Below are 12,072 nucleotides of genomic sequence, written 5' to 3' on the forward strand. Positions count from 1 at the left end.
CGCGGACGACGAAGCCCTCCCGCCGGTTCCGGCGGAAGGGCTTCGCGGTGCTCGGAGCGGTGCTCCGGGGTGCGGGTCAGTGCATGGCGACCGGGACGGGCATCTCGGCCTGCTCCGGCGAGGTGGGCTCGATCCGCTTGCGCGGCAGCAGCAGCGCCGGGATGACACAGAGGACGATCAACACCAGTGCGATGACGTACGTCTGGCCGAAGGCGTCGGCCAGCGACGCCTGCCCCTGGGCGAGCACCTCCGGCGGCACCGCCTCGTGCGGCACCTGCCCCTGGGTGACCGCGCTGTACGCGGTGGCCGCCTGGCTCTCCAGCACCCGGTTGGTGAGGATCACGGACATCACGGCGGTGCCGATCGATCCGGCGGTCTGCTGGACGATGTTCATCATCGTGGAGCCCCGGGCGACCTGCTGGTGGGTGAGGCTGGCCATCGCCGCCGACATCATCGGCATCATGGTCATGCCCATCCCCATGCCCATCACGAACAGACCCCCGAGGAGCAGCCAGTAGGAGCTGTCGGCGGTGATCTGGGTGAACGGGGAGAGCCCGAGCGCGATCAGCACGATACCGCCGAGCACCAGCTTGCCCGGGCCGATCCGGTCGGTCAGCCGGCCGGCGATCGGCATGGTGAGCATCGCGCCGATGCCCTGCGGGGCCAGCAGCAGGCCGGCGTTGAGGGTGTCCTCGCCGCGTACCTGGAGGAAGTAGCTGGGCAGCAGCAGCATCGCACCCATGAACGCCACCGTGAACAGGGTCATCGTGACGACCGAGATGGTGAGGTTGCGGTTCTTGAACAGCCCGAGGTCGATCAGCGGGTGGTGCTTGCGCAGCGCGTGGAGGACGAACGCGAGGATCAGGACCAGGCCGATAATCGCCGGGACCAGCACCTTGGCGGCGGCCACGGTGCCGGCCTCCGGGATGGAGGAGACCCCGTAGAGGAACAGCGCGAGACCCGGCGAGAGCAGCAGCATGCCGAGGAAGTCGAACGACTCGGAGGGCTGCGGCTCGTCCTTGGGCAGCACCCGCAGCGCGAAGAGGAAGGCGACGATGCCGACCGGCACGTTGATCAGGAAGATCCAGTGCCAGGAGGCCGCGTCGATCAGCCAGCCGCCGAGGATCGGGCCGCCGATCGGACCGAGCAGCATCGGTACGCCGAGCACGGCCATCACCCGGCCGATCCGCTGCGGGCCGGCGGCCCGGGTCATGATCGTCATACCGAGCGGCATCAGCATGCCGCCGCCGAGACCCTGTAGAGCCCGGAAGAGGATCAGCGGCCCGATGTCCCAGGCCACGCTGCACAGTGCCGAACCACCGAGGAACAGCACCAGGGACATCAGGTAGAGGCGCTTGGTGCCGAACCGGTCGGCGGCCCAGCCGGTGATCGGGATCACGGTGGCCAGGGCCAGGGTGTACGCCGTCATCGTCCAGGCGACGGTGGCGTAGCTGGCGTCGAACTCGCGCTGGAAGGTGGGGAGCGCGACGCTGACGACGGTGACGTCGAGGATGGACATGATGGCGCCGAGCACCACCACCCCGGCGACCTTCAGGACGCCGGGATCGAGCTTGTCGCTCCCGGCGTCAGGTTGGACGGCCACGGACATGCGGCCAGCTCCTTTCCCCCGTAGACATAAAGTTCGGCCGACACTAACAGTTCGCCCACAGCGAAGTATTCTGGGGCCGGTACTTCCCTGATAGCCTCCGCTCACCGTGGAGGCGCGACCGCGTTGCGGCCGACCGGTGCTGCCGTCTCGTTGCTCTGGAGGAACCGATGGGTGCCCGGGACGATCTCATCGCCCAGATCATGGGCACGCAACGAGAAATGCAGCACCTGTTCGCCAACGACCCGGCGAACCCGCTGTTCACGCTGCACCTGACGTTGCCGCAGCTCAAGGCGCTGCTGGTGCTCTCGGCACACGGCAGCATCGCCGGCCAGGAACTCAGCACGGCGCTGGGCGTGAGTCTGGCCACCATGACCGGGATGGTGGACCGGCTGGTCGGGCAGGGCCTGGTCACCCGCCGCGAAGACCCGCACGACCGCCGGGTACGCCGAATCGCGCTGAGCGGGCAGGGCCGCGACCTGGTCGACCGGTTCGTCACGGCCGGTGCCGAGAAGATGCGCCGGGTCCTCGACCGGCTCACCGACGACGAGCTGCGCACCGTCGCACAGTGCGGCGAACTGTTGGTCAACGCCATCGCCAAGGACCCCGTCGGCAAGGACCCCGGGTCGCCCGGGGGCGGCTGCGTCGCGTTCCGGGTCGGTTAGGCATCACGGCCCTGCCAGGTCGTCACACAGACCTCGTTGCCCTCGACGTCGGCGAGGACCCAGAAAGCGGGAGCCGAGGCCGCGGAGACGAGCCGACCGCCGGCGGCCAGCGCGGCCTCGATCCGCCGGGCCGCCTCGTCGTGCGGGACGCAGACATCCAGGTGGATGCGATTGCGCTGCGGTCGCGGCTGATCCATCTGCTGGAACCAGACCGCCGGGCCCTGCCCGACCGGATCGACGACCGCATCCTCCGGGCCACCGGCACCGGCCTCGTCGGTGTAGCCCAGCACCGCTTTCCAGAACGGCCGCACCGCCGTGATGTCCAGCGCGTCGATCGCGATCTCCAGAAGCTGGACGGATCGCACCGCACCGCTGGCGATCCCGGGCTCCGTCCGCAGCCCGACCTCGCGAACGGCGGCGGAGACCCGACCCGCGAGGTCGACGTCGCGAGCGGTCACCGCCTCCCGGGCCCGCGACTGCAGACCGAGGACGACCCGCTCGGGCCGGATGTCAACGCGCAGGTGCCCGTCGGCGTCGCTGCCGCACACCGCGATCACCCGCGCGGCCACCTCGGCCGCCTGGGCCAGCGACCCGACCACGACCGACGTCTGCAACGTGCCCAGCAGGAACCGCCACCCCCGGTCACCGACCGCGTCCGATGCCTGCTGTCGAGTCAAGATCCGGTCCATGCCCACATGCTCGCAGCCACCACCGACAATCCCGCACGGCGCCGGCCGGGCGGTCACGTTCCGTACTCCTGCCGGAACTCCTGTCGGAAACGTTCCGTACTCCTACCGGAAACGTTCGGTACTCCTGCTGGAAAATGGTCTCACTGCCGGAGCATGGCCGCACCGTTCGACAGGCAATGCTCCGCCTGATCCCGGTCGGGACCCGGCCGAGGTGGCGGCTCGAACAGCCGCCGGCCCCGAGTGGCCATCGGAGGTAGCCGTCGGCAGTCCCGCGCCGCGGGATCCCCCACGGACGTCGGATCACCCTCGATACTGATCGGATGCCGCATCGCACGCCCGACATCGACGTACCGGATCTCACCGGCAGGCTCGCGGTGGTGACCGGGGCGAACAGTGGGATCGGGTTCGGCGTCACCCACCGGCTCGCCCGGGCCGGCGCCGAGGTGGTCCTCGCGGTACGCGACCAGGCCAAGGGCGACCGGGCCATCGCCGAGATCCGCACCGACGTGCCGGAGGCGACGCTGCGGCTACAGCATCTCGACCTGACCTCGCTGGCCAGCGTGGCGGCGCTCGGCGCGGAGCTGACCGGGCAGGGGCGGCCGGTCGACATCCTGGTCAACAACGCCGGGATCATGGCGCCGCGCCGCCGGGCGCTCACCGAGGACGGGTACGAACTCCAGTTCGCCACCAACTATCTCGGACACTTCGCCCTGACCGGTCACCTGCTCCCGCTGCTGCGTGCCGCCGGTGCCGCCCGGGTGGTGTCGATCAGCAGCCTGATGAGTCGGATCGGGCGGTTCGACTTCGACAATCTCCAGGGTGAGCGCCACTACCAGCCGGTGCGCGCGTACGGGCTCTCCAAGCTCGCCATGCTGGTCTTCGCCCGGGAGCTCCAACGACGCACCGACGCCGCCGGGTGGGGCATCCTCAGCAACGCGGCGCATCCGGGCGCCACCATCACCAACCTTCAGGTGACCGGGCCGACCCACGGTGGGCGCTCGCTGCGACTCAACCGGGTCCGGAACCGGCTGCTCTACCTGGCACCCCTGGTGTGGCAGGAGATCCCGGCCGGCGCCCTGCCCGCGGTCTATGCCGCGACCAGCCCGGCCGCCGAGGGTGCCGGATACTACGGCCCGGACGGCTTCGCGGAACTACGCGGCGGCCCCGCCCTCGCCAGGCTCCCCGCCAGCGCCCTGGACGACGCGGCTGCCGCCCACCTCTGGACGCTGTCGGAACAACTCACCGGCGTGCACTACCCCAACCCCTGATGACGGGCACTATTTCCGGGAAAGAGTGCCTTCCGACGGCTTGGAAACCACTCTTTCCCGGAAGTTGTGTCGACCTTGCGGTCAGCGGGTGGGACTGCGGCGGCGGAGCGCGGCGCGCAGCTCGGTGACGATGCCGTCGAAGTCGTCGCGCAGGCGCTGGGCGGTGACGTGCAGGACCAGCCAGTCGCTGCCGAGGAGGCGGTTGAGTCGCTGCCGGTCGCGGTGGAACTGTGCCGAGTCGTTGTGCCAGAGTCCGTCGTACTCGACCGCGACCCTGACGTCCGGCCAGGCCAGGTCGACCCGGGCCACGAACCCTCGCCGGTCCTGGACGACGTACTGGGTCTCCGGCCGGGGTACTCCGGCGAGAACCAGCCGGACCCGGAGCCGGGACTCCTGCGGGGACTCGCTACCGGGATCGGCCAGGTCGACGACGCGGAGCATGAGTCGCCACCCTCGGTCGCCGGTGCGGCGCAGGGCATGGTCCCGCAGTTCCGGGGTGGTGACGATCCGGCGGGCGAGAAACTGGTCGACCAGCGCGACGGCCTCGACGAGATCGATCCAGCGGGCCAGGTCCCAGCAGGTGCGCTTCGGGGTCGTCACCGGAATCCCCTGTCTGGCGAGGACGTCGTCGGGCGCCAGGTCCACGGTGTGCACCCGGAGCCCGGCCATCGGACCGAACCGGATACCGGACGGCACCACCACCTCGACCGGCGTGTCCTGCTCGGTGAGGTTCGTGACGCCGTACAGCACGGCCATGGGCGACGGCCTGCGAGCCACGAAAGATGCGCCCGCGCAGTTGCGGCGGGCGTCGAGCCGCTCTGGACATCCCGACAGGCTGACCAATCCCACCCGCCCCCGCTGCCCCCACCCAACCCCCTGTGCACAACCCCCTCCCCTGTGGACAAGCGAAGATCGGCCTACTTCTGGGAAGGAGTGGCCTCGCCAGCGGTGCCGGGCACTCTTCCGGGAAATAGCCTCGTTCCGAGGCGTTACAGGGTCTCCACGAGGGAGTATGCGATGCCGTCGAGGATGTCCCGCTCGCTGGCGATCACCGAGGTCATCCCGGCCCGCTCCATGATGATCCTGAGCACCAGGGCACCGGCCCCGATCACGTCGGCCCGGCCCGGGTGCATCACCGGGATGGTCAACCGCTCCGCCGACGACCGGGCCAGCAGGTCGGCGGTCACCTTCACCACGTCGTCGTACGGGACACGGGCGTGGTGGATCCGGTCGGGGCGGTACTCCGGCAGGCCCAGCGCGATCCCGGCGACCGTGGTCACCGAGCCGGCCAGCCCGATCAGGGTGGCCGCGGCCCGACCCGGCACCGCCGCCAGCGCCCGGTCCACCACCTCGGTGATGTCCGCCTCGGCCGCCGCCAACTGCTCCGGCGTCGGCGGATCGTCGTGCAGGTGCCGCTCGGTCATCCGGACGCAGCCGATGTCCACCGACACCGCCGCGTCCACCGCTGCCGAACCGCCACCGGCCGGCCGCCCGCCGACGACGAACTCGGTCGAGCCGCCGCCGATGTCGACCACCAGGTACGGCCCCCGGACGTCGTCGCCGAGTCCGCGTACGGCGCCGGTGAAGGAGAGCCGGGCCTCCTCCTCGCCGGTCACCACCTCCGGCTCGACGCCGAGCGTGTCCACCACCATCGACCGGAACTCGCCCGCGTTGGAGGCGTCCCGGGAGGCGGAGGTGGCGCACATGCGGATCCGGGACACACCCAGTGACTCGATCCGGGTGGAGAACCGGACCAGCGCCTGCCGGGTCCGGTCCAGCGCCTCCGCCGACAGCCGGCCGGTCCGGTCGAGATCCTGGCCGAGCCGGACGATCTCCATCCGCCGGACCACCTCGGCCAGCTCGGCCTCCGGCCCGGCGGACGGGTCCGGCAGGTCGGCCACGAGCAGCCGGATCGAGTTCGTGCCGCAGTCGATCGCAGCCACCCGGTTCGTCACGATCTTCACCCTACGTCGTCCTTCACCCTACGTCGTCGCCAGTCGCGGCGACACGGCGTCCGCGCCGGAATCGTCCGCGCCTGATCGGAGTGGTCAAAGTCTGAGCAGCATCCGGCTGTTGCCGAGGGTGTTCGGCTTGACCCGTTCCAGGCCGAGGAACTCGGCGACACCCTCGTCGTAGGAGCGGAGCAACTGCTCGTAGACCACCTGCGGCACCGGCGCCCCGTCGATCTCGACGAAACCGAAGGCGGCGAAGAACCGGGTCTCGAAGGTGAGTACGAAGACCCGGGTGACGCCCAGTTCCCGGGCGGTGGTCAGCAGCTCCGCCACGATCCGCTGGCCGATCTTGCGCCCCCGGTGTTCCGGGTGCACCGCCACCGTCCGGATCTCGGCGAGGTCCTCCCACATCACGTGCAGGGCACCGCAGCCGATCACCCTTTCGTCCGCCGGATCGACCGCGACCCAGAACTCCTGGACATCCTCGTAGAGCGTGACGGTGGCCTTGCTGAGCAGCCGCCGCTCCGGGCTGTAGGTGTCGATCAGCTCCCGGATCCCGCGAATGTCGGCGGTCCGGGCCCGCCGGATGACCAGCTCGGCCGGGACCGGCGCCGGTTCGCCGCCGGTCATCCGGGCGGCTCCGCCGAGCGGGCCGAGGGCACCGGTTCGACGCACGGGCCGTCGGCCCACCACTGTTCGAGCAGCTCCAGCACCTCGTCGCCGAACGGGTTGACGCCGGGGCCGGCGGCCAGCGCGTGCCCGAGGTGCACGTGCAGGCACTTCACCCGGCCCGGCATGCCGCCGGCCGAGATCCCGTCGATCTCCGGCACGGTGCCGATCGCCTCCCGCCGGGCCAGGTAGTCCCGGTGCGCCGCCAGATAGCGCTCGGCCAGCTCAGGGTCGGTGCCCAGCCGCTCCTGCATCTGACGCATCAGCCCGGCGGACTCCAGCCGGCTGCACCCGGCCACCGCCCGGGGACAGGTCAGGTAGAAGAGGGTGGGGAAGGGCGTGCCGTCGGCGAGCCGTGGGGTGGTCTCCACCACGTCGGGCTGGCCGCACGGGCAGCGGTGCGCGATCGCCCGGGTGCCGCGCGGCGTCCGGCCGAGCTGGGCGGCGACGGCTGCCAGGTCCGCCTCGGTGGCCGGCTCCCGCACGGGTGCCGGCACACCGGCCACCGCCGGCTCCGCGCCGGCACGACCAGCCACCGCCGGCTCCGCGCCGGCACGACCAGCCACCGCCGGCTCCGCGCCGGCACGACCGACCGCACCGGGTACGCCGGCCGGTGGGGAACCGCTCACCGGCCCGCCCTGTCCGGCTCGTTGGCGGCCTGGACGCTGGACCAGAGGGTGTCGTACCACGGCTCGGGGGCCCGTTCGGTCGTCTTCGGGTCGACTCCGGCGTCCCGGGCGGCCCCCCGGTGGTCGGTGAGCACCACCAGCGGCGCCTCTCCGGGCACCACCATGAAGAACCGCTCCCTCGCCTGGATCTTCACGTACTCCGGGTCGTCCCAGAGCGCCGCCTCCTCGGTCAGGTCACCGATGAGTTCCCGCTGCGCCTGCTGGGCCGCCTCGATCCGGGCGATGTCGGACTGCTGGTTGAGGTAGACCCGCACCGGATAGGTGTACGCGAGCGCCAGCGCCACCAGCACCCCGGCGAGGACGGTCGCCCGACCGGTGTAGCGCCGGGGGTGCTGGGCGTACGTCCGCTTCACGGCCCGGGCCGCGACGGTCCGGCGGGCCGCCGCGGGCCGGCTGCCCGAGCGGGAGCCGTCGGCGGCCCGGCCAGTGCCGGAGGACCGGGTCGAGGCGGATCGGCTGGCTCCGGAGGCCCTGGCCTGGCCCTGGCGTGGCTCGACCCGGGACCCCGGATCCCGACCCGAGCCACGGCTGGTCCTGGGCGTACCGGACCGGCCGGCACGATCCGGTCGTCGAGCCGGGCCCTGCCCGCTCGGCGTACGGCGTTGCGTCATCGCCGTCGCACCCCTCCCCCGAAGGCTGACCCGTCAGTTCGAACGGTAGCGCGGGAACGCGCCGGTGCCGGCGTACCGCGCCGCGTCGGCCAGCTCTTCCTCGATCCGGAGCAGCTGGTTGTACTTCGCGACCCGGTCGGAGCGGGCCGGCGCACCGGTCTTGATCTGGCCACAGCCGGTGGCCACCGCCAGGTCGGCGATGGTGGTGTCCTCGGTCTCACCGGAGCGGTGGCTCATCATGCACTTGAAGCCGGCCCGGTGCGCCATGTCGACCGCTTCGAAGGTCTCGGTCAGCGAACCGATCTGGTTCACCTTTACCAGCACGGCGTTCGCGGTCCGCTCCGCGATGCCCCGGGCGATCCGCTGCGGGTTGGTGACGAAGAGGTCGTCGCCGACGATCTGGATCCGGTCGCCGAGCGAGGCGGTCAGCCCGGCCCAGCCGGACCAGTCGTCCTCGGAGAGCGGGTCCTCGATGGAGACGATCGGGTACTCGTCGGCCAGCTTGTGGTAATAGGCGGTCATCTCGTCCGCCGTCTTGGTGCCGCCCTCGAAGGTGTAGACCCCGTCGGAGAAGAACTCGGTGGCGGCCACGTCGAGCGCGAAGACGATGTCGGTGCCGAGCCGGTAGCCGGCCTTCTCGACCGCCTCGGCGATCAGGTCGAGCGCGGTGGAGTTGGTCGGCAGGTCGGGGGCGAAGCCGCCCTCGTCACCGAGGCCGGTGGCCAGGCCCTTCTTCTTCAGCACCGACTTGAGCGCGTGGTAGACCTCGGCGCCCGAGCGCAGCGCCTCGCGGAAGGAGGGCGCGCCGATCGGGGCGATCATGAACTCCTGGACGTCGACGTTGGAGTCGGCGTGCGCGCCACCGTTGAGGATGTTCATCATCGGCACCGGCAGCAGGTGCGCGTGCGGTCCGCCCAGGTAGCGGAAGAGGCTCAGCTCGGCGCTGTTCGCCGCCGCCTTCGCCACCGCCAGCGAGACGCCGAGGATGGCGTTGGCGCCCAGCTCGGACTTGTCGTCGGTGCCGTCGATGTCGAGCATCTTCTGGTCGATCAGCCGCTGCTCGCTGGCCTCGTAGCCGATGAGCTGGTCGACGATCCGGTCCTCGATGTTGGCGACGGCCTTCTCCACGCCCTTGCCGTTGTAGCGGTCGGAGTCGCCGTCGCGCAGCTCGATCGCCTCGAAGGCTCCGGTGGACGCGCCGGACGGCACCGCGGCGCGGGCGACCGTACCGTCGTCCAGCCCGACCTCGACCTCGACGGTCGGGTTGCCGCGCGAGTCGAGAATCTCCCGGGCGACGATTCCCTCGATGGTGGCCACTGTCCTGCTCCTCAAGAATTGAAGTCGATCCATCGATAGTCGATGGATCGACTATCGATGGCGGTCCGTCCCCGTCGCGGCGGTGCGGCGCAGGCTTCCGCAGGGAGCCTATCGGTCGGGCCCGGGGCGCCGGGCGCTGGCTCCGCCCCCGGCGCCGACCGCGAACCACTGCGACATTTACGGATTTCCTTCACAGTACGTGGGAACCGGTTTGCGCGCGCTTGACCCGATCGTGAAGGCTGTGGGCCATGCCGGCTGTGTCGATCTCACTCCGGGTGCTCGCGGGGGCGATCATCTCCGTACTGGCGGTCTCCGGGTGCCAGGCCCTGGACGACGCCGGGCGGGTGATCGGGCGAGCTGACCTGGTCAACGACCTGGCCGCCCGGCTGGATCGGTCCACCGAGTTGACCTACTCGGCCGATTACCAGCTCACGGGCGGCCGGAGCGCCTCGATCTCGCAGTCGCAGGACCCGTTGCGCGCGGCGTACACCTATCCCGGCGGCAAGCTGACGGTCACCACCGACGCCACCACGGCCTGCGACACCAGCACGAAGAAGCCGACGTGCACCCTGACCGCGCCTCCACCGGCGAACGCCAAGCCGTCGATCACGATCTTCACGGACATGAACAAACGCGGTCTGGTCACCCCGCCGGTGGTGATCGGCCTGCTCACCGCCGCCGCGCTCGACCCGGACGCGACGATCCGGCAGTACGACACCACCGTCGCCGGCCGGCACGCCACCTGTGTGGAGGTGGGCCAGCTCAGCGACGCCCCGGCGACCGGCTTCGACGCGTGCATCACCGACGAGGGCGCGTTGGGCAGCTTCACCGGCACGGTCGACGACACCGATGTCGAGGTGGCGCTGAGCCGCTACCGCGAGGCGGTGGAGAGCAGCGCCTTCGACCTGCCCGCCGGTGCCGGGGTCGTCGACCGACGCCCGGAGGCGGGCCAGTCGCCCACCTGACGAGGACTCCGGTCGAGGTCGGGCGAGGGCTCCGGTCGAGGTCGGGCGAGGACTCCGGTCGAGGTCGGGCGAGGACTCCGGTCGAGGTCGGGCGAGGGCTCCGGTCGAGGTCGGGCGAGGGCTCCGGTCGAGGTCGGGCGAGGGCTCCGGTCGAGGTCGGGCGGGGGCTCCTGCGGAGGGTCGAGGTCGGGCGGGGGCTCCGTGGAGGATGCTCCTATGGTTGTCAAGCTGCCAGTTCGAGATCATCTGGTTGGGTGAGCAGGGTGTAGATGTCGCGGGCGATGTAGCGCTTGAGGCAGCGGATGATCTCTTTCTTGCTCAGGCCGTCCTTGGTGCGGCGTTGCACGTAGGCGCGGGTGGTGGGATCTGTGGCCATCCTGGTGATCACGATGCGCCACAGCGCGCAGTTGGCTTGGCGGTCGCCGCCGCGGTTGAGCCGGTGCCGGTTGGTGCGGCCGGAGGAAGCCGGTAGGGGTGCGGCGCCGCAGAGCATGGCGAACGCGGCCTCGCTGCGCAGCCGGTCGGGGTTGTCGCCGGCGGTGACCAGCAGTTGCCCGGCGACCTCAGGTCCGACACCCTTGGCCGCGAGCAGGCGCGGGTTGATCGCCGTGACCAGTGGTGCGATCAACGCGTCCAGGTCGGCGATCTCGGTGGAGAGTTGCTGGTGACGGCGGGCGAGGCTGCGCAGGGCGATCATGACGGCGGTGGCGGGGTCGCCGACGTGACCGTACTGCGAGGCGGCCTCTGCGCAGGTGGCCACGAGCTCGCGGACCGATAGCCGGCGCAGCCGCACCCGGACCGGCTCGGGGGCGGTGACGATCAGGGTCTTCATCTGCCGCTGGGTGTCGGCGCGGGCCGTGACGGCGCTGCGTCGGGCGACGCGCAGGTTCCGCAGTGCCTCGACCTGCCCGTCACGGTCCTTCGGTATGCCGGTGCGGTGGGCGGCCAGCGCGGCGCGGGCGGCGGCCTCGGCGTCGACCGGGTCGCTCTTGCCCTGCCAACGGCGGGCCTTACGGTCCGGGCGGTCGACCTCGACCAGGCGGATACCGGCGGCCCGTAGGTGACGGGCCAGGCCAGCGCCGTAGGCGCCGGTGCCCTCGACGCCCACCAGCACCAAGGCGCCGAACGAGCGCAGCCACCCCAGCAACGCCGCGTATCCGGCAGTGGTGGCGTCGAACTGAGCAGAGCCAAGCACCCGGCCCGCAGCGTCGACCGCCGCTGCCGTATGCGTGTCGCGGTGGGTATCCACACCGCCGGTGACCTCGACGAGGTGCTGTGTCATGGTGGGGTGTCCGTCCTGTTCGCTGACCGGTGGGGGCGGGCACGCACCAGCCGGGCGAGGATGGACAAGACAGTGACGGGGCCTCTGGCCAGGCTCCTATGAGGTCACAACCGCCACGTCCGGTGAGTGCACGTGAGTCCCGTACCGGCACGGCCGACAGATCCCGTTAAGGACCCGAAGTCAGTCAGGCGAAGGGTCAGACCGACCGGTACGGGACTCACGTACATCCTCACTGTCAGTAGTCCGCGTGCCTGGCGGCGCGACCCCGAGCGGGGTGAAAATCGGGCTGGGCCGTCCGGATGTCGTCGTCTCGTCTTGGCGCTGTGAGCCCGTCTGTCAGTAGGACGCTGAGGATCTTG

At 71.0% G+C, this 12,072-nt stretch carries 12 protein-coding genes; 3 read left to right on the plus strand and 9 right to left on the minus strand.

The window, feature by feature from the left end:
- Positions 1-76 precede the first annotated feature (76 nt).
- Positions 77-1,609, minus strand: a complete 1,533-nt coding sequence (locus tag ABNF97_RS31925; RefSeq protein WP_349340790.1) for a DHA2 family efflux MFS transporter permease subunit — start codon at positions 1,607-1,609, stop codon at positions 77-79.
- Positions 1,610-1,776: 167 nt separating this feature from the next.
- On the opposite strand from ABNF97_RS31925, the gene ABNF97_RS31930 reads away from it, so the two are divergent.
- Positions 1,777-2,271 (plus strand): MarR family transcriptional regulator, encoded by a 495-nt coding sequence (locus tag ABNF97_RS31930; RefSeq protein WP_130462105.1) that lies wholly within the window; start codon positions 1,777-1,779, stop codon positions 2,269-2,271.
- Here ABNF97_RS31930 and ABNF97_RS31935 read toward each other — a convergent pair.
- Complete coding sequence (locus ABNF97_RS31935; RefSeq protein ID WP_130462104.1) at positions 2,268-2,960, minus strand: VOC family protein; 693 nt, start codon at positions 2,958-2,960, stop codon at positions 2,268-2,270. The genes ABNF97_RS31930 and ABNF97_RS31935 overlap by 4 nt on opposite strands.
- 320 nt (positions 2,961-3,280) lie before the next feature.
- Between ABNF97_RS31935 and ABNF97_RS31940 the strand changes: the two genes are divergently transcribed.
- Positions 3,281-4,228: an SDR family oxidoreductase gene (locus ABNF97_RS31940; protein ID WP_349340791.1), complete on the plus strand. Its 948-nt coding sequence runs from the start codon at positions 3,281-3,283 to the stop codon at positions 4,226-4,228.
- A gap of 81 nt (positions 4,229-4,309) precedes the next feature.
- On the opposite strand, the gene ABNF97_RS31945 is transcribed toward ABNF97_RS31940, so the two are convergent.
- The 6 genes from ABNF97_RS31945 to eno form a co-directional block, all read right to left on the minus strand.
- Positions 4,310-4,984 carry an endonuclease domain-containing protein gene (locus ABNF97_RS31945; RefSeq protein WP_349340792.1) on the minus strand — a complete coding sequence of 225 codons (675 nt, stop codon included), beginning with the start codon at positions 4,982-4,984 and terminating at the stop codon, positions 4,310-4,312.
- A gap of 233 nt (positions 4,985-5,217) precedes the next feature.
- On the minus strand, positions 5,218-6,171 hold the full coding sequence (locus ABNF97_RS31950) for a Ppx/GppA phosphatase family protein (protein ID WP_130465838.1): 954 nt from the start codon (positions 6,169-6,171) through the stop codon (positions 5,218-5,220).
- A gap of 105 nt (positions 6,172-6,276) precedes the next feature.
- Entirely contained in the window at positions 6,277-6,810 is a 534-nt protein-coding gene (locus ABNF97_RS31955) for an amino-acid N-acetyltransferase (RefSeq protein ID WP_349340793.1), read from the minus strand.
- Positions 6,807-7,385 (minus strand): DUF501 domain-containing protein, encoded by a 579-nt coding sequence (locus tag ABNF97_RS31960; RefSeq protein ID WP_349340797.1) that lies wholly within the window; start codon positions 7,383-7,385, stop codon positions 6,807-6,809. The genes ABNF97_RS31955 and ABNF97_RS31960 overlap by 4 nt, the downstream gene beginning before the upstream one ends.
- Positions 7,386-7,474: 89 nt before the next feature.
- Positions 7,475-8,149: a septum formation initiator family protein gene (locus tag ABNF97_RS31965; RefSeq protein WP_130462100.1), complete on the minus strand. Its 675-nt coding sequence runs from the start codon at positions 8,147-8,149 to the stop codon at positions 7,475-7,477.
- A 33-nt stretch (positions 8,150-8,182) separates the two neighbouring features.
- Positions 8,183-9,466, minus strand: a complete 1,284-nt coding sequence (gene eno / locus ABNF97_RS31970) for a phosphopyruvate hydratase (protein WP_130462099.1) — start codon at positions 9,464-9,466, stop codon at positions 8,183-8,185.
- 248 nt (positions 9,467-9,714) lie between these two features.
- On the opposite strand from eno, the gene ABNF97_RS31975 reads away from it, so the two are divergent.
- Positions 9,715-10,431 (plus strand): hypothetical protein, encoded by a 717-nt coding sequence (locus tag ABNF97_RS31975; protein WP_130462098.1) that lies wholly within the window; start codon positions 9,715-9,717, stop codon positions 10,429-10,431.
- A gap of 223 nt (positions 10,432-10,654) precedes the next feature.
- Here ABNF97_RS31975 and ABNF97_RS31980 read toward each other — a convergent pair whose 3' ends face one another.
- Positions 10,655-11,713: an IS110 family RNA-guided transposase gene (locus ABNF97_RS31980; RefSeq protein WP_349340794.1), complete on the minus strand. Its 1,059-nt coding sequence runs from the start codon at positions 11,711-11,713 to the stop codon at positions 10,655-10,657.
- Positions 11,714-12,072 lie beyond the last annotated feature (359 nt).

Origin of the sequence: Plantactinospora sp. B6F1 (assembly GCF_040120695.1) — a bacterium.
Lineage (GTDB): Bacteria > Actinomycetota > Actinomycetes > Mycobacteriales > Micromonosporaceae > Plantactinospora.